Genomic DNA, 16,363 nt, shown 5'->3' on the forward strand with positions numbered 1-16,363 from the left:
AGCCACACGCCCGCTCGCTGAATGGAATCTACGCATGTCGATCTCGCTGCTCGAACAGCAGGCGCTTCTGCAGTTGACGTCCCACGCCCTGGTCATCACCGACCACCACGGGTGCATCGAGCGCTGGAATCGGGGCGCCGAACTGCTGTGTGGCTGGCCAGCCAACGAAGCCCGCGGTCAGCGCTTCGCTGAACTGCTGGCGCCCGATCGGGATATCTCCTTCCTGACCACGGCTCAGCATCAGGCGCTGGTCGATGAACATGGCCAGGGCGCCGGCTGGATCACGGTAGAGGGCGGTACGCCGCGCTGGGTGGAGATCGCTACCACGGCCCTGAAGGACGCCGATACCGTACTCGGCTTCGTGCATGTGCTGCAGGACCGCACCGAACAGCTGATGGCCGAGGAGCGGGTACGCCTGGCCCAGGACGTCGGTCGCGTCGGCACCTTCGAATTGCTGCCCGGAGAGGCCCGCTTGCTGGTGTCCTCGGGGTTCTGCGAGCTGTGGGGATTACCGGTCAGCCGCAGCTATTCCCTCGATGAGTTGGTCCGCCAGCTGCATCCCGACGATGTCGCCAGCCTGCGAACCCTGACTGCCGCGCCGGACGACGACGCCCTCGACTATCTCGAATACCGCATCCGCCGGGCCGACACCGGCGAGGAGCGCTGGCTCGGTCGCCGCGGCCAGCTGATGACCAGCCAGGGCAATGGCCGCTACCTGGGCGTGTGCTACGACATCACCGAGCGCAAGCTCAACGAAGCCGCCATCACCGAGCGCGATCTCTGGCTGCAGGAGCTGTATCACGGCATGCGCGAAGGCTTCTACATGGCCCAGGCGATCCGCGATGCCAGTGGCCGGATGCAGGACTTCCGTTTCCTTGAGGTAAATCCGGTCTTCGCCACCCTGACCGGCATCCCCCTGGATCAGGTCCTGGGGCGGACGCTGCGCGAATCCCTGCCGCAGCTGGAAGCCGATCTGCTGCCCGCCTATATCGACTTCATGAACGGCGATGCCGAATTCACCCAGTTCGACATCCTGCTGCACCTGCAGCACGAACACTGGTACGAGGTGCGCGCCCACAAGCTGCCGGGCGATCGCTTCGCGGTGCTGTTCATCGATATCAGTGGTCACCGGCGCCAGGCCCAGGAGCTGGCCCGCAACGAGGCGCAGCTGCGCGCCATCATCAACTCCATCGACCAGATGGTCTGGGCCACCCGCCCCGATGGCCACCACTTCTATTTCAACGATCGCTGGTACGAATTCACCGGGGTGCCGGAAGGCTCCACGGAAGGCGAAGGCTGGGCCAACGTCTTCCATCCCGACGACCAGGAGCGCACCTGGAAAGTCTGGCACCACAGCCTCAGCACCGGCGAGCCCTACCATATCGAATACCGCCTGCGACACCGCTCGGGCCGTTATCGCTGGGTGCTCGGTCGAGCGCAGCCGGTGCGTGACGCCAAGGGGCGCATCGAGCAGTGGTTCGGCACCTGCACCGACATCCAGAGCATCGTCGATGCCCGGGAAGTGCTCACCCGCTCACGCAGGGAGCTGGAACAGCAGATCGAGCTGCGCACCCGCGAGCGGGACCGGATGTGGCGTATCAGCCATGACCTCATGGTGATCTGCCGCGCCGACGGCGAGGTGAAGACGGTGAACAGCGCCGCCACCCGCCTGCTGGGACGACGCGAAACCGACCTGGCGACCGTCCAGCTCACCGAATTGATCCATCCGGACGATCAGCGCCAGGTCTTCGATACGCTACGCTGTCTGGGCCGCCAGCAGGGCTCGGCGAATCTCAGGGCCCGCCTGCGCGGTCGTGATGGCAGCTATCGCATCCTCGACTGGACCGCCAGTGCCGAGGACGATCTGATCTACGCGGTCGGACGTGACGTCACCGAGCAGCAGGAGCTGCAGGAACAGCTGCGCCAGGCGCAGAAGATGGAAGCGGTGGGCCAGCTTACCGGGGGTATCGCCCATGACTTCAACAATCTACTGACCGGCATCATGGGCAGCCTCGACATGCTGCAGCGGCAACAGAAGGCCGGCCGGCAGGACAAGTTCGACCAGTATCTGCATGCGGCGCTGACCTCGGCCCAGCGCGCGGCCGCCCTCACCCAGCGCCTGCTGGCCTTTTCCCGGCGCCAGGCGCTGGATCTGCAGCCCATTCATGTCAACGACAGTGTGCGCTCCATGGAGGAGCTGCTGCTGCGCAGTCTGCGCGGCGACATCGCGCTGGTCCTCGACCTGGACACCAACGTCTGGCAGGCGCTGACCGACGCGCACCAGCTGGAGAGCGCCCTGCTCAACCTGGTCATCAATGCCCGCGATGCCCTGCCCCATGGTGGCACCATCCGCATCGAGACCCGCAATGTCTATCTGACCGACAGTGGCAACGGCCTGGACGCCGTGAGTGCCGGCGATTATGTGGCGCTGCTGGTGGTGGACGATGGTACCGGGATGCCGCCCGAGGTCATGGCCCGCGCCTTCGACCCCTTCTTCACCACCAAGCCCATCGGGCAGGGGACCGGCCTGGGGCTGTCGATGATCTACGGCTACGCCAAGCAGTCCAAGGGCCATGTCCGACTCGACTCCCTGCCCGGCAAGGGTACGACCGTCGGCCTCTATCTGCCCCGCTACCTGGGCGCCGATGTCGAGCCGCCGCGGCTGACGTCGCCCACCGTCACGCCCCAGGGCGCGGGCAAGACCGTGCTGGTGGTGGAGGACGAACCCGTGGTCCGGCAGATGGTGGTGGATCTGCTGCGGGAGCTGGGCTATGCCACCCTGCAGGCCGAAGACGCCCGTGGCGCCCTGCCATTGCTGGAAAGCGGACGTCCCATCGATCTGCTGCTGTCCGACGTCGGGCTACCGGGCATGAACGGTCGCCAGCTGGCCGAGATCGCGCGGCAGCGCCGGCCTGGTCTCAGGGTACTGTTCGCCACTGGCTATGCCGAGGGGGCGCATCTGGACGGCTATCTCGACCCCGGCATGACGCTGATCACCAAACCCTTCAACCTCGACGCCCTGGCTGCGCGGGTCGGCGAAACCCTGGCGGCCGTCAGCCCTGCCGTTGCTGGCCCGCCAGACGCCGATAATTGAGCGGGCTCTGGCCGGTGCCGCGGCGAAAGAAGCGCGCGAAGTAGGCCGGATCGGCGAAGCCGAGGGCATCGGCGATCTCGCCCACCGACGCCTGGGTGTAGCTCAGGGTGCGGCGCGCCTCCAGCAGCAGCCGCTGGTGCACGATGGCCAGCGCCGAGGCACCGGCCAGCTGCCGACACAGACCGTTCAGGTGTACCCCTGAAATACCGAGCGCCGTCGCGTAGCGACCCAGACTCCAGTGCTCGCGATAATGCTGCTCGACCAGCGCCAGGAAACGTCCCAGGTGCTGTTCGGCACGCCGCGGCAAGGCCGTGCCCTGCTCCTGGCGATGTTGCCGCAACAGCCAGATCGCCAGGCTGTCGAGCAGGGCCTCGAGCACTATCTCGCGACCCGGCTTGTGCCCTTCGTATTCAGCGACCAGCTGGCCGATCAACTGATCGATCCAGAGGGCATCGGGCGCTGCCAGGTCCAGGCACTCGGCCCCCAGGAACAATCCCTGACCGGCTCGCTGGCAGCGCTGCTTCAGCCGCTCCACCTGGGGTACCGGCAGGGTAATGACGAAGCCTTCGACCGCCGGATCGAAGTCGAAGGCATGGACGCACAGCACCGGCAGCACCACCAGCAGCGGTCCGCGCCTTTCCCCCTGCCAGTCTTCCAGCTGCAGGCGTACCCCACCGGTGCGCACATAGAGCAGTTGCGCGAGATCCGCGTGGCGATGGGTGTCGATATGCCAGGCATGCAGCCGACTGCGACTCTCGATGGTCTCGCAATGCAGCAGATCCGGTGCCGGCCAGGCCTGAGCCTCGCCATACAGCTTGAAGATGGGTGGAAAGGCGTTGGTCACCGTCAGTCCCTGGGCGATAGCCGCACGAATCATTGAAAAGTACCAGAAAGTATCGGAAAGGTCCCTGTCGATACCAGCCAAAATCGTCCAAAAATACCGGAGCCCTATAACAAGACGGCGATCACGCCAGACAAGAGGACAGACTCCATGCGTACCCAAGTCGTCATCATCGGCGCGGGCCCATCCGGGCTGCTGCTGGGTCAACTGCTCACCCGTTCGGGCATCGACAATGTCATCGTCGAGCGCCAGAGCGCCGATCATGTCCTCAGCCGCATCCGCGCCGGCGTGCTCGAACAGGGCACGGTCGATCTGCTGCGCCAGGCCGGCGTCGCCGAGCGGCTGGAACAGGAAGGCCAGGTACACGAGGGGGTCGAGTTCGCCATCCATGGCCAGCGCGAGCGGCTGGACCTGAACGATCTGCTGGGCGGACGCTGCGTCACCGTCTATGGCCAGACCGAGGTGACCCGCGACCTGATGGCCGCCCGCGAGGCCAGCGGCGCCCCTACCCTCTACCAGGCCAGCGATGTCCAGCCCCATGAGCTCAAGGGCGAGCGTCCCCATGTCACCTGCCAGGTAGCCGGTGAGACCCTGCGCATCGACTGCGATTACATCGCCGGCTGCGACGGCTTCCATGGCGTCTCGCGCCGCAGCATCCCGGACGGTGTGCTCACCGAATACGAGCGGGTCTATCCCTTCGGCTGGCTGGGACTGCTGAGCGATACCCCGCCCGCCGCCGATGAACTCATCTACGTCAACCACCCCCGCGGCTTCGCCCTGTGCAGCATGAGATCGGCGACTCGCAGCCGCTATTACCTGCAGGTGGCAGCCGGGGACTCGGTGGAGAACTGGCCGGACGAGCGCTTCTGGGCGGAACTCAAGGCCCGCTTGCCCGCCGAGACGGCAGCCCAGCTGGTGACCGGTCCGTCCTTGGAAAAGAGCATCGCCCCGCTGCGCAGCTATGTGGTCGAGCCCATGCAGTACGGCCGCCTGTTCCTGGTCGGCGATGCCGCCCATATCGTCCCGCCCACTGGCGCCAAGGGGCTCAACCTGGCCCTGGGCGACGTGCGCAATCTGCATCTGCTGCTGGAGCAGGCCTATCGCACCGGCGATGCCGCCTGCCTCGAACGCTATTCGACGCTTTGCCTGAAACGCATCTGGGCGGCGGTGCGCTTTTCCTGGTGGATGACCACCGCCCTGCACCGCTTTCCGGATACCGACGCCTTCACCCAGCGGGTGCAGGACGCCGAACTCCAGGCGCTGCTCGATTCCAGAGCGGGTCGCACGACCATCGCGGAAAACTACGTCGGACTGCCCTTCCCCGCACTGGACTGACCAGGGGCGGCGACAGGTGGTGACGGCTGCGCGTCTGATGCATGATGGCGCCCCCGTTCCATCTGGCGCCCTACCCCATGCTCGAATTCGCCCTGGACCCCATGACCCTGACGCTGCTGGCGGGGGTCGCCTTTCTGGCCGGCTACATCGACGCCATCGCCGGCGGTGGTGGCCTGCTCACGGTGCCGGCCCTGCTGATGGCCGGCGTGCCGCCCCACCTGGCGATCGGCACCAACAAGCTCAGCTCCACCTTTGGCAGCGCCACCGCCGCCTACACCTTCTATAGACGCAAGCTGTTCCATCCCCGTCAGTGGCGGCATGCCCTGGTGGCTACCGCCATCGGTGCGGGGATCGGCGCCCTGGTCGCCCACCATCTTTCCGCGGACTTCCTCAATCAGCTGCTGCCGGTCGTGGTGTTCAGCTGTGCCCTCTATCTGCTGTTCGGCGGTACGCCCAAGGCGCCGGTGCTCAGCGATGCGCCCGTGCCGCAGCGGCGCCAATGGCCCCAGGGCCTGACGTTGGGCGCCTATGACGGCCTCTTCGGACCGGGCACCGGCGCCTTCTGGACCGTCAGCAGCCTGCTGCTCTACCCGCTGGACCTGCTCAAGGCCAGTGGCGTGGCCCGCACCATGAATTTCGTCAGCAACGGCGTCGCCCTGATGATGTTCATCGCCCTGGGGCAGGTGCTCTGGGTACTGGGGCTGACCATGGGCCTGTCACTGACCCTGGGTGCCTATCTGGGCGCGCGCAGCGCCATCGCCGGCGGCGCCAAGTTCATCCGCCCGGTGTTCATCTGCGTCGTGCTGGCCTTGACCGTCAAGCTAATTTGGCAGCACTGGTTCAGCGCCGCCTAGCCGCTCGACGCGGTAGCGATCGATCAGAAAGCGCGAGATGGAAAAGGCCGGCGGCAGCGTCGGCAACTCGCGCAGATGGAACCAGCGGGCGTCTTCGATTTCCTCCGGCTGGCAACGGATGTCGCCGCCCAGGTAATCGACGTGGTAACCCAGCATCAGGGAATGCGGATACGGCCAGTTCTGGCTGCCCTGGTAGCGCAGGTTGGTGACCGATACCCCTACCTCTTCCATGATCTCCCGGTGCACGCAAGCTTCCGCCGACTCGCCCGGCTCGACGAAGCCCGCCAGGGTGCTGAAGACGCCGGGCGCGAAACGGGGCGATCGCGCGAGCAGCACCTCATCGCCGCGCGTGACCAGGGCGATCATGCTGGGCGATAGCCGTGGATACTGGGTGAGCTGGCAATTCGGACACTTGAGGCCGCGCTGGCCGTCGAGGGCGAAGGTCCGGGTACCGCACTGGCCGCAGAAGCGATGCTGCCGCGCCCAGGTTCCGATCTGGTTGGCATAGCCCAGCAACTTGAACAGCGCATGGGGCGACTGCAGCATCAGCGGCCGCAGGGGCTGCCATACGCAGCCGCCGATGTCCTCGGGCGCATCCAGCTCGAGCAGCGTGACCGGCTGCGCCTGCCACTGACCGAGGCCGTGGCGGTCCCCCACGAAGCCCTGGACGCGCGGATCATCCAGGGCGAAGAGCACCTCGGTGCCCGAGCTCAGAAACGCCTGGCCACTGTGGACGACCAGCCAACCACCGGAGGGCTGGGCAGTCTGGAACCAGCCAGGCTGCCAGACACTCATGCCGCAGCCGAGGTCCAGCCAAGGGCGCGAATGCTTTGCGCTGCGATATCAAGAATCTCCGGGGTGCCGTCCTGGCTCTCGGTGCCACCGCTTTCGACAAAGAACTCGATGCTGCTGAGGGCATCCGCCAGCACTTCGAGAGTCGCCGACTCGCAGGCCTGGCCGCCTTCGATCAGGCAGCGCTGGATATAACCGGTACAGGCCCGCACCAGCTCGGCCGCGCGGGGATTACCCAGGAAGAACAAGGCACCGCGAACGGTATCCAGCAGCGCCGGCACGGTGGCCAGGTGCAGGGTATCGCCACGGGAATCGAGAAAGGCGCCAATGGCGCGCTTGGCGTCGGTCAGGCCCTTGTAGGCCTCCCGGTGCAGCAACGCCTGGGCCTCGCCCAGCTGATAGTTGGCGACACTGACCTGGACACCCTCGGCTTCCAGCGGCACGTCGATCAGCGAGCCCTGCCCTTCGGGCTGGCCCAGCAGGCTTTCCACCAGCAACAGGGCATCGGCCAGGGGCGCCAGGTCCTCCAGCACGACCGTCCGGTCGCGGAACTGGGAGATATTGGGCAGGCACTGCTGCAGCACCTGACCGGCGTTCTCCTGCCCGACCATCTCCAGGGTCTTGCCCAGCAGGCCGACCTGAACATACAGCCGGGAGAAATTATCGGAGCGAGGCAGGCGATTCTGCTCGGCGCCGGTGCGCAACTCGGCCTCGATGAGGTCGATCAGGTCCTTGACCGTCTCCACCTCTTCGCGGATCGCCGCGGACAGCGAATGCATCACCGCATGACCGGGGCCGGCGAGCCGCTTCTTGCCGGCTTCGAGCTGGGCATCGGTAAAGCCGAGTCGCTCGAAGCCGTAGGCGTTCATGACCTCTTGCGGATGGGCGCCTTCGACACCGGCCAGCGCCAGCAGATAGAGCAGCTCCTTGAGAGTGCTGCGAGCCGGCTCGTGCAGCTCGTTGCCCAGCATCTGACGCAGTTCACGATCGACCCGGGCGAACAATTGTTTGCGTTCACGGGTGGCCGTCAGGCGGCCCTGAGCGAAGCCCTCGACCGTGGCCGCGGCGACCCAGGGCAGGTAGCCGCCGACATGATCGTGCAGCAGCGCCGCGGAGCGCTCCAGTGCCCTGGCCATGAGCCTGAGGCTGGCCACGCCATTGATGTCGCGCAGGAAACCCAGCAGGCCGACCTGGTACATCTGACGCATCCGGCGAGCCTGGGCCTGACGCTCACGCACACCAAGACTGGTGGTCTCGCTGATCAGGGGACGCTGATCGAGACGGACACTGAAGAAATAGCTTTCCGGGAGTTCGGGTTCGCCGCCAGCGAGTCGCAGGGCGTTGATCGCCGGCAGCAGCAGCTCAGGCATCTCGTCCTGACCGCTACGCAGTTGTTCGAGATAGCGGCGCAGCACATGCAGTCCACGGCAGATCGCCATGAGGTGCTCGTCATGTTCGGCACCGGCGCCGGCAGGAATGTCGTTGGCGATCTGCAGCGTCTGATGGGCGAGCAACTGGGCACCAGTCAGCTCTATCAGCGTGAGGGCGCCACGAATCTGGCCGATGCTCTCGACCGCGCGCTGCAACAGGCTGCTGCAGTGCCGCTCGACGATGAATCGCTCGAGATGGGATTCAGCTTCCTCGATGGTCGCGAACAGCTGTTCGCGGACCAAGCTCAAAGCTCTTGCTCCGGTCACCATGGTGCCTTACGCCTCCTGCGCCATTACAACCTCGCCAACGCCATTTTAAAACGGGAAAAAAGGCTTGCTATTCCAACTGGAGCCTAGGTACCTGCGTCTTCCTGACCGGGTCACACTAATCATTCCAGGCGGACGGGTATGGGACTACTCGCCACGCCAAAGAACCTTGCTCTGGAACGCTAGACCTGTAAATCCACAACAGCGAAGCGATAATTCCGAATCGTCATATGATTTTGAGGAACAAATAAAGTTCCGCGCAATTCGAAATTCGAGGCTTCATGCGGGCTCAAATGACCAGCCTGCAGCATCTTAGTTGAACAATAGCTGAAAATTGTGAGGTCTTTCAGCTTATTCAGACGAACGCGAACGCCCGTTCCCGGACCGAGCGGCTGTCTGGCGAGCGTTGAAAGGCGCTATTCGGCGTCGGCGCCGGCCAGCCAAAGGGGAGTCCGACCGCAGCTCTTTTCGATGGCCGCCATGCGCGCCGCATGGGCATCGAGATCGGTGCTGGTCGCGCTGATCACCCGGGTCCGCGGGCGATCGGCCGGCAACCGCCTGATCGGCATGACGTAATTGCCGTCACCATTGCCTTCCTGGCCGTGGGCGGCCAGCGACAGGCTGGTCTGGCCACCGGTCATGGCCAGGTAGACGTCCGCGAGGATCTCGGCGTCCAGCAGGGCGCCATGCAGCTCGCGGTTGGAGTTGTCTACGCCATAGCGCTTGCAGAGGGCATCCAGGCTGTTGCGCTGGCCGGGATGCCGGCCGCGGGCCATGACCAGGGTGTCGAGCACCGAGCAGTGCTGGGAGATGTCGGCACGCTCGGGATGGACACCCAGCCGGGCGAACTCCATGTTGATGAAGCCCACGTCGAAGGGCGCGTTGTGGATGACCAGCTCGGCGCCTTCGATGAACTCGAAGAAGCTGTCGGCGATCTCGGCGAAGCGCGGCTTGTCGGCGACGTATTCATCGGTGATGCCGTGGACCGCGATGGCGCCCTCGTCGATCTGCCGATCCGGGTTGAGGTAGACATGGAAATGCCGCCCGGTCAGGCGCCGGCCGACGACCTCGACCCCGCCGATCTCGATGACCCTATGGCCATCGGTCACCGGCATGCCGGTGGTTTCGGTATCCAGAACTACGTATCTCATCGCTAACCTCTTGCCTGGTTACGCCTTGGCGGCCTGCTTGGCCTGCCGGACGTCGTCGACACCGCGGTTGGCCAACTGGTCGGCTCGCTCGTTCTCGGGGTGGCCGGTGTGGCCGCGCACCCAGCGCCACTCGACCTGGTGGCGCTGCACCTGTTCGTCCAGGGCCTGCCACAACTCGGCGTTCTTCACCGGCTGGCGCGCGGCGGTCTGCCAGCCCCGCTTCTTCCAGTTCACCAGCCACTGGGTGATGCCCTTCATCACGTACTCGGAGTCGGTGGTCAGGCGGATCTGGCAGGGGCGCTTGAGCGCCGCCAGGGCCTGGATGGCCGCCATCAACTCCATGCGATTGTTGGTGGTGTTGGCTTCGCCGCCCCAGAGCTCTCGCTCCGCACCCTTGAACTTCAGCAAGGCGCCCCAGCCACCGGGGCCGGGATTGCCCTTGCAGGCGCCGTCGGTAAAGACCTCGACGATGTCGTCACTCATTGGATTCACTCGATTCGCGGCGGCTGATCTTGGCCACCGGCATGGGCACCAGCTTGCCGCGCGGTTCCTTGCGCGCCTGGGGCACGGGGCGCAGGCCGAACATCAGCTTGCGCGCCGACAGCAGATAGAAGCCCGCGCCCGCTGCCTGCTCGCAGTTGGGTTCGGCTTCACCCTGCTCCATCCAGGCCAGCCGCTGCTGCCACTTGGGGGATGAAAGCGGCGGACGATAACACCCGAAGCGCCGTTTCTCCAGCGCGAAGCCCAGCACCGACAGCCAGTCGCCGACCCGGCTGGGGCCGAAACAACGGGCCTTGCGCAGGGCATCCCGAGCCAGGTAATGGCGCACGCCCCAGAGACTCCAGGGATTGATGCCCACCACCACCAGGTGCCCGCCCGGGCGCACGCTCAGTGCCGCTTCACGCAACAGCCGATGCGGCGCCAGGGAGAAATCCAGACCGTGCTGCAACAGGACCACGTCGGCCGCGTGCTCGCCCAGGGGCCAGGCACCCTCTTCGCAGACGATGTCCACATCACCCAGCGGCGGCCCTATGCGCACCGCATGGCGGAGCTGACCGCAATTGGCCGGCGCCTCGGGGTGCGGACCGTAATGGATCAGGTAACTGCCGAAGTGACGCTTGAGCTCTTCGTCGATCAGCACGCGCTCCTGCTCCAGCAGCAGCTGGCCCAGTGGACCGGCCAGCCAGTCCCGTGCCGAGCTCATCAGCCTCAGCCAGCGCGGATCGACTTGGGCGGAGAATTCATCGTGCATCGTCTGGTCCTCTCATATTGAAGCCTTAGCCCTACCACCCACTGCTACCCTAGGGGCCTGCAGTCCGACCAGAGAGCTCGTCCATGTTCGACATTCTTCCGCTGCCCGCTTTCAACGATAACTACATCTGGCTGATCAAGGACGCCGCGACAAGACAGGCGGTCGTGGTCGATCCGGGCGATGCCGCCCCCGTCCTGGCCTGGCTCGATGCCAATCCGGACTGGCGCCTGACCGATATCCTGATCACCCACCACCATAACGACCACACCGGTGGCATCACTGCGCTCAAGCAGCGCAGCGGCGCCCGGGTCAGTGCGCCGGCTGACGAACGCATCGCCGCGGTCGACCTCCCCCTGGCGGACGGCCAGCGCCTGGAGGTGCTGGGCGTTCCCTTTGAGGTCCTGCGGGTGCCCGGCCATACCGCCGGCCACATCGCCTTCCATGTCGCGGGTGAGCGACCCCTGCTGTTCAGCGGCGATACCCTCTTCTCGGCCGGCTGCGGCCGGCTCTTCGAAGGTACGCCCAGCCAGATGCTGACCTCCCTGCAACGCCTGGCCAGCCTGCCGGACGCCACCGAAATCTACTGCGGCCACGAATACACCCTCAGCAACCTGCGCTTCGCCCAGGCGGTAGAACCGGAAAACCCCGCGGTGCAGCAGGCCCTGGCCGAGACGCAGCAGCTGCGGGAGACCCAGCGTCCCACCCTGCCCTCCACCCTGAGCCGCGAACGCCGCATCAATCCCTTCCTGCGTACCGCCGAAAGCAGCGTACGTCTGCGTCTGCAAGAGGAGCGCGGGGTGGCGGCAGATGCGCCGGAGGATACCTATTTCGCGGCCTTGAGAGGCTGGAAGGACACGTTCTGACACCTATTGCCCAGACCCCGTCAGCACGCTGTAAGCCAGGGTTTGCGGTCGTCGTACAGGTCACAGGCCAAGGGGTTGTTCCTTGACCCCCCGGGATGCGGTTCCTAGAATCGCCCATCCTCCAGCTCCCGGAAAGCCCAGACCGATGCCGCCAGCGACGCCGAAAACCCGCGAACCAGACGTGCTGGCCACCTCCTTCAAAGTCTCGGCGCTCTGCCTCGCCGTCTTCCTCGCCGGCTGCCAGAGCAACCAGCAGCCAGACAATCGTGCCTATCAGGCCGATCTGCACATGACGCAAAGCAAGATGCAGCGTCCGCCTGAATGGCTGCGCAAGGCACCGACCACGGCGGCCACCAGCGGCGACATCTGGGACCGGGTGCGGGACGGCTATCAGCTCCAGGGGGCCGGTGACAACGGCACCAACCCGCGCATCGATCGTCAGCGCCTCTGGTACGCCAGCCACGAAGCCGCCCTCGCGCAGTCATGCAGCCGCGGCGCGCCCTATCTGCATTACATCGTCGAGCGCCTGGAAGAACGCAACATGCCGCTGGAACTGGCCCTGCTGCCGGTGGTGGAAAGCTCTTTCAATCCCAACGCCCTCTCGCGCAGCGCCGCCTCCGGTCTGTGGCAGTTCATCCCGACCACCGGCAAGTATTTCAATCTGCGCCAGACCCGCTTCTATGACGGTCGCCGCGACATCACCGCCTCGACCAACGCCGCCCTGGACTACCTGAGCAAGCTGCACGACATGTTCGGTGGCGACTGGCTGCTGGCCCTGGCTGCCTACAATGCCGGCGAAGGCACGGTCAGCCGCGCCATCGAGCGCAACCAGTCGCTCGGCCTGCCCACCGATTACTGGAACCTGTCGTCGCTGCCGCCGGAAACCCAGGACTACGTCCCCAAGCTGCTCGCCGTCTCCCAGATCGTACGCAATCCGGACGCCTACGGCCTGGCCCTGGAATCCATCCCGGACGAACCCTATTTCGAAGTCGTGGACATCAAGCAGCACCTGGATCTGGCCCGGGTGGCGGAACTTGCGGATCTGGATGCCAACGAACTCTATCGCCTGAATCCCGCCTATACCCAGCGTGTGACCATGGACGGCCCCAAGCATCTGCTGGTGCCGGCGGAAAAGGCCAAGCGCCTGGTCGCGACCCTGCCCAACATCGCCTCCGATGCCGTGGTGCAGTGGCAGGAATACCAGGTGCGCCGCGGCGATACCATGCGCAGCGTGGCCAAGCGTAATCGTGTGAGCGTCGAGCAACTCGCCGCGCTCAACAAGCTCAGCAGCAGCAGCCGCCTGTCCGCTGGCCGGGAATTGATGATCCCGCGGCGCGAGACCGGCAAGACCACGACGCCCCTGGAAACCATCGCCGTGGCCGAAGAACCCGTGGTGCGCACCTACCGGGTGCGCACTGGCGACAGCCTCTGGTCCATCGCTCGGGCCAACGAGGTGGAACTGGGTGACCTCAAGCGCTGGAACGATCTCGGCAAGCGAGGCCTCAAGGTCGGCGAGACGCTGAAGCTGCATGGCACGGGCAGCAGCACCGCCACGGCCGTGGCGATGCCGGCCTCCTATACCGTCAAGACCACCAAGCCGGCGGTAAAGACGGCTAAGACGACCAAGGCCGCCCCCACCTACTATCGGGTCAAGGCCGGCGATTCCCTCTATCAGATCGCCAAGCGCTACAACATCGGCGTGCAGGCGCTGCAGGACTGGAATCCGCGCAGCGCTTCCGCCCTGACCCCTGGTCAGACCCTGACGCTGTTCCTCAACTGAGGCGCGACCGCGCACCGCAGCGGTCAACCAGCGCTTTTGTCCCGGGTATCGACCTGCTACCTTACCGCCCCACCCGTGCCTGACCCCTAGCGGAGCCAGGCCAAGATCTCGCTCTGACCTGCGCAGAGCCCTGCCCAACCCGGACCTCAGCCCCTGGCTGCTGCCCGGGATTCAACACAGAAGAGGAAAAAACCATGGGATTTCTCGCCGGTAAGCGCGTTCTCATCGTCGGCGTCGCCAGCAAGCTGTCCATCGCCTCCGGCATCGCCGCGGCCATGCACCGCGAAGGCGCCGAGCTGGCCTTCACCTACCAGAACGAGAAGCTCAAGGGTCGCGTCGAAGAATTCGCCGCCGGCTGGGGTTCCAATCCCGAGCTGTGCTTCCCTTGCGACGTCGCCGACGACGCCCAGATCGAAGCCGTGTTCGCCGCGCTGGCGAAGAAGTGGGATGGCCTGGATTGCATCGTCCACTCGGTCGGCTTCGCCCCCGGCGACCAGTTGGACGGCGACTTCACCGCCGTGACCACCCGTGACGGCTTCAAGATCGCCCACGACATCAGTGCCTACAGCTTCGTTGCCCTGGCCAAGGCCGGTCGTGAGATGATGCGCGGCCGCAATGGCAGCCTGCTGACCCTGTCCTACCTGGGCGCCGAGCGCACCATGCCGAACTACAACGTCATGGGCATGGCCAAGGCCAGCCTCGAAGCCGGCGTCCGTTACCTGGCTGGCAGCCTCGGCCCGGAAGGCACCCGCGTCAACGCCGTGTCCGCCGGTCCCATCCGCACCCTGGCCGCCTCGGGCATCAAGAGCTTCCGCAAGATGCTGGCCGCCAACGAGCGTCAGACGCCCCTGCGCCGCAACGTGACCATCGACGAAGTCGGCAACGCCGGCGCCTTCCTCTGCTCCGACCTGGCGTCGGGCATCAGCGGCGAGATCCTCTATGTCGACGGTGGCTTTAACACCACCGCCATGGGTCAGCTCAACGACGACGAGTGATCGAAGCAGCTACCTGATCACCGCGAAGGGCCGGCAATTTGCCGGCCCTTTCGCTTTCAGGTGTCGCTGCGCACCTGGGCATGGCTGATCAGCGCAAAGATCAGACTGCCCCCGACGATGTTGCCTGCCAGGGTCGGCCCGGCGAAGGTCAGCCAGAAATCGCCCCAGCTCGCCTCTCCGGCGAACACAAGGTAAGCCACCTCCAGACTGCCGACCACGATGTGGGTGAAGTCCCCCAGGGCCATCAGGTAGGTGATGAGCACGATGATCCAGATCCTGGCGTGCTCTGCAGCGGGCAGCATCCAGACCATGGTGGCGATCATCCAGCCGGACACGATGCCCTTGGCGAACATCGCCGAGGCATCGTTCTCCATCACCTTGGTACCGATTTTCAGAAAAGCGGCGTCGGCCTTGGCATCGAACAGCGGCAGATTGAGGATCACGTAGGCGACCAGGATGGTCCCGATGAGATTGCCCACCAGTACCACACCCCACAGCCGCCCCAGGCGACCGAAATTGTGCAGCGTGGGTTCGCTCATCACCGGCAGTACCGCCGTCAGGGTGTTTTCGGTAAACAGCTGCTGACGTGCCAGGATCACCGCCAGAAAGCCAGCCGAATAACCGAAGCTGGCGATGGCCTTGCTGTAGCCACCCTCGGGCAGATTGGCATTGAGTAGCCCCATCGCCATCAACGACAGACCCATGGTCAGGCCGGCGGCCAGCGCCGACCAGAACAGCGCCGCGATCGTTCGTTCGAGTTCGTGATCACCCTGGGTACGGATGATCTCGTGCAGCACCACGGCGCGTGGCAGCTGGTTCTCGTCGACGTCCTCTTCTTCCTCGCGACTCAGTTCAGGGTCGTCCGGACCGGATTCATGCCGCTGTCGGGGTTCTTCGCCCTGTTCCTGGCCTCTCTTCATCAGACGGCCCGCTCGTCCCAGAGGAGTTCATCGTCGTCGCCGATCTCGGTCACGCGATTGAGCGCGGCATCGGCGGCCTCCTCCGCCTCGGAGGCCAGATCGAAATGACGCTCGGTGGCGACCTTGTGAAAGGTCGGATGGGCATCCTCGCGCCGCGCCTTGACGGCGATGACCGCTTCGAAACCCTGTTCAGCCGGAACGGCAGAGGAAATCGCTTCGTGATGATTGAAATGCTTGATAGCCATGGGCGCCGGTATCTCCAACCTGAGGCGACCGGAGTGGTCGCACCTGACAGATAGACTGTGCCGGCGGAAAAACGATCTGTGGCGAGGGAGAGGATCAGGCGCCGAGCAGCTTCTGCACCTGCAGGTGGAGACGCTCGAGGGAGAATGGCTTGGTCAGCAAGGGGACCTTGCCCAGCAACGGCGAGCCGGTATCGATGATTTCGGCTGGATAGCCACTGATGAAGAGCACCTTGAGATCGGGGCGCAACTTGAGCGCGGGCTCGGCGATCATCACGCCAGAGACGTCGTCGGGAAGGCGGAAGTCGGTGATCAGCAGATCCAGGCGTGGCCGACCGGCCAGGATGCGAAAGGCTTCGAGTGACGAGGGCGCCTGCAGGACGGTGTAACCCAGTTCGGAAAGATAATCCGCCAGAATCATCAAAATCTGCGGCTCATCTTCGACGACCAGGACAACCTTGCTCTGTTCCGCACTCACCATCTGACCCCTGTACCCACACGCTCGGCCCCCTTGGACACAAGAGGCTTGCAAAGTTCCATTCTAGAC

The 16,363-nt window shown here is 65.2% G+C and carries 15 protein-coding genes; 6 read left to right on the forward strand and 9 right to left on the reverse strand.

The window, feature by feature from the left end; genetic code table 11:
• The first annotated feature begins 34 nt into the window (after nt 1-34).
• The gene (locus AABM56_RS11085) at nt 35-3,094 is read left to right on the forward strand and encodes a hybrid sensor histidine kinase/response regulator (protein ID WP_133861681.1); all 3,060 of its coding nucleotides are present in this window, start codon (nt 35-37) and stop codon (nt 3,092-3,094) included.
• On the opposite strand, the gene AABM56_RS11090 is transcribed toward AABM56_RS11085, so the two are convergent.
• Nucleotides 3,054-3,971, reverse strand: a complete 918-nt coding sequence (locus AABM56_RS11090) for a helix-turn-helix domain-containing protein (protein WP_133861680.1) — start codon at nt 3,969-3,971, stop codon at nt 3,054-3,056. The genes AABM56_RS11085 and AABM56_RS11090 overlap by 41 nt on opposite strands.
• A 114-nt stretch (nt 3,972-4,085) precedes the next feature.
• Here AABM56_RS11090 and pobA point away from each other — a divergent pair, with 114 nt between their 5' ends.
• Both pobA and AABM56_RS11100 read left to right on the forward strand, forming a co-directional pair.
• The gene (pobA, locus tag AABM56_RS11095; RefSeq protein WP_133861679.1) at nt 4,086-5,270 is read left to right on the forward strand and encodes a 4-hydroxybenzoate 3-monooxygenase; all 1,185 of its coding nucleotides are present in this window, start codon (nt 4,086-4,088) and stop codon (nt 5,268-5,270) included.
• A gap of 77 nt (nt 5,271-5,347) precedes the next feature.
• Nucleotides 5,348-6,124, forward strand: a complete 777-nt coding sequence (locus AABM56_RS11100) for a TSUP family transporter (protein WP_133861898.1) — start codon at nt 5,348-5,350, stop codon at nt 6,122-6,124.
• Here AABM56_RS11100 and nudC read toward each other — a convergent pair.
• The 5 genes from nudC to AABM56_RS11125 all read right to left on the reverse strand — a co-directional run bounded on the left by nudC (nt 6,092) and on the right by AABM56_RS11125 (nt 11,016).
• On the reverse strand, nt 6,092-6,919 hold the full coding sequence (nudC, locus tag AABM56_RS11105) for an NAD(+) diphosphatase (RefSeq protein ID WP_133861678.1): 828 nt from the start codon (nt 6,917-6,919) through the stop codon (nt 6,092-6,094). The two genes, AABM56_RS11100 and nudC, sit on opposite strands and share 33 nt — an antisense overlap.
• Nucleotides 6,916-8,595 carry a ferrous iron transporter B gene (locus AABM56_RS11110; RefSeq protein WP_133861677.1) on the reverse strand — a complete coding sequence of 560 codons (1,680 nt, stop codon included), beginning with the start codon at nt 8,593-8,595 and terminating at the stop codon, nt 6,916-6,918. The genes nudC and AABM56_RS11110 overlap by 4 nt, the downstream gene beginning before the upstream one ends.
• Before the next feature lie 434 nt (nt 8,596-9,029).
• Nucleotides 9,030-9,764 carry a DNA polymerase III subunit epsilon gene (gene dnaQ / locus AABM56_RS11115; RefSeq protein WP_133861676.1) on the reverse strand — a complete coding sequence of 245 codons (735 nt, stop codon included), beginning with the start codon at nt 9,762-9,764 and terminating at the stop codon, nt 9,030-9,032.
• 18 nt (nt 9,765-9,782) lie between these two features.
• Nucleotides 9,783-10,247 carry a ribonuclease HI gene (gene rnhA / locus AABM56_RS11120; protein ID WP_133861675.1) on the reverse strand — a complete coding sequence of 155 codons (465 nt, stop codon included), beginning with the start codon at nt 10,245-10,247 and terminating at the stop codon, nt 9,783-9,785.
• Complete coding sequence (locus AABM56_RS11125; protein ID WP_133861674.1) at nt 10,240-11,016, reverse strand: methyltransferase domain-containing protein; 777 nt, start codon at nt 11,014-11,016, stop codon at nt 10,240-10,242. Before AABM56_RS11125 ends, rnhA begins: the two co-directional genes overlap by 8 nt.
• Nucleotides 11,017-11,099: 83 nt before the next feature.
• Between AABM56_RS11125 and gloB the strand changes: the two genes are divergently transcribed.
• From gloB to fabI, 3 genes are all read left to right on the forward strand, one after another.
• Nucleotides 11,100-11,879: a hydroxyacylglutathione hydrolase gene (gloB, locus tag AABM56_RS11130; RefSeq protein ID WP_133861673.1), complete on the forward strand. Its 780-nt coding sequence runs from the start codon at nt 11,100-11,102 to the stop codon at nt 11,877-11,879.
• Between the two features lie 145 nt (nt 11,880-12,024).
• Entirely contained in the window at nt 12,025-13,659 is a 1,635-nt protein-coding gene (locus AABM56_RS11135) for a lytic transglycosylase domain-containing protein (protein ID WP_133861672.1), read from the forward strand.
• 194 nt (nt 13,660-13,853) lie between these two features.
• Nucleotides 13,854-14,654 (forward strand): enoyl-ACP reductase FabI, encoded by an 801-nt coding sequence (gene fabI, locus AABM56_RS11140; protein WP_042134086.1) that lies wholly within the window; start codon nt 13,854-13,856, stop codon nt 14,652-14,654.
• Nucleotides 14,655-14,710: 56 nt separating this feature from the next.
• Here fabI and AABM56_RS11145 read toward each other — a convergent pair whose 3' ends face one another.
• The 3 genes from AABM56_RS11145 to AABM56_RS11155 form a co-directional block, all read right to left on the reverse strand.
• On the reverse strand, nt 14,711-15,574 hold the full coding sequence (locus AABM56_RS11145) for a formate/nitrite transporter family protein (RefSeq protein WP_347884091.1): 864 nt from the start codon (nt 15,572-15,574) through the stop codon (nt 14,711-14,713).
• Nucleotides 15,574-15,819, reverse strand: a complete 246-nt coding sequence (locus AABM56_RS11150) for a hypothetical protein (protein WP_133861670.1) — start codon at nt 15,817-15,819, stop codon at nt 15,574-15,576. The genes AABM56_RS11145 and AABM56_RS11150 overlap by 1 nt, the downstream gene beginning before the upstream one ends.
• Nucleotides 15,820-15,913: 94 nt before the next feature.
• Nucleotides 15,914-16,294, reverse strand: a complete 381-nt coding sequence (locus AABM56_RS11155) for a response regulator (RefSeq protein WP_007161706.1) — start codon at nt 16,292-16,294, stop codon at nt 15,914-15,916.
• Between the last annotated feature and the right edge of the window lie 69 nt (nt 16,295-16,363).

Origin of the sequence: Pseudomonas aestiva (assembly GCF_039908605.1) — a bacterium.
Taxonomy (GTDB): domain Bacteria; phylum Pseudomonadota; class Gammaproteobacteria; order Pseudomonadales; family Pseudomonadaceae; genus Chryseomonas; species Chryseomonas aestiva.

Excerpts from the sequence above, each read along its gene's own strand:
- AABM56_RS11085 (WP_133861681.1), top strand. The coding sequence starts at position 35 with ATGTCGATCTCGCTGCTCGAACAGCAGGCGCTTCTGCAGTTGACGTCC.
- AABM56_RS11090 (WP_133861680.1), bottom strand. The coding sequence starts at position 3,971 with ATGATTCGTGCGGCTATCGCCCAGGGACTGACGGTGACCAACGCCTTT.
- pobA (WP_133861679.1), top strand. The coding sequence starts at position 4,086 with ATGCGTACCCAAGTCGTCATCATCGGCGCGGGCCCATCCGGGCTGCTG.
- AABM56_RS11100 (WP_133861898.1), top strand. The coding sequence starts at position 5,348 with ATGCTCGAATTCGCCCTGGACCCCATGACCCTGACGCTGCTGGCGGGG.
- nudC (WP_133861678.1), bottom strand. The coding sequence starts at position 6,919 with ATGAGTGTCTGGCAGCCTGGCTGGTTCCAGACTGCCCAGCCCTCCGGT.
- dnaQ (WP_133861676.1), bottom strand. The coding sequence starts at position 9,764 with ATGAGATACGTAGTTCTGGATACCGAAACCACCGGCATGCCGGTGACC.
- rnhA (WP_133861675.1), bottom strand. The coding sequence starts at position 10,247 with ATGAGTGACGACATCGTCGAGGTCTTTACCGACGGCGCCTGCAAGGGC.
- AABM56_RS11125 (WP_133861674.1), bottom strand. The coding sequence starts at position 11,016 with ATGCACGATGAATTCTCCGCCCAAGTCGATCCGCGCTGGCTGAGGCTG.
- gloB (WP_133861673.1), top strand. The coding sequence starts at position 11,100 with ATGTTCGACATTCTTCCGCTGCCCGCTTTCAACGATAACTACATCTGG.
- AABM56_RS11135 (WP_133861672.1), top strand. The coding sequence starts at position 12,025 with ATGCCGCCAGCGACGCCGAAAACCCGCGAACCAGACGTGCTGGCCACC.
- fabI (WP_042134086.1), top strand. The coding sequence starts at position 13,854 with ATGGGATTTCTCGCCGGTAAGCGCGTTCTCATCGTCGGCGTCGCCAGC.
- AABM56_RS11145 (WP_347884091.1), bottom strand. The coding sequence starts at position 15,574 with ATGAAGAGAGGCCAGGAACAGGGCGAAGAACCCCGACAGCGGCATGAA.
- AABM56_RS11150 (WP_133861670.1), bottom strand. The coding sequence starts at position 15,819 with ATGGCTATCAAGCATTTCAATCATCACGAAGCGATTTCCTCTGCCGTT.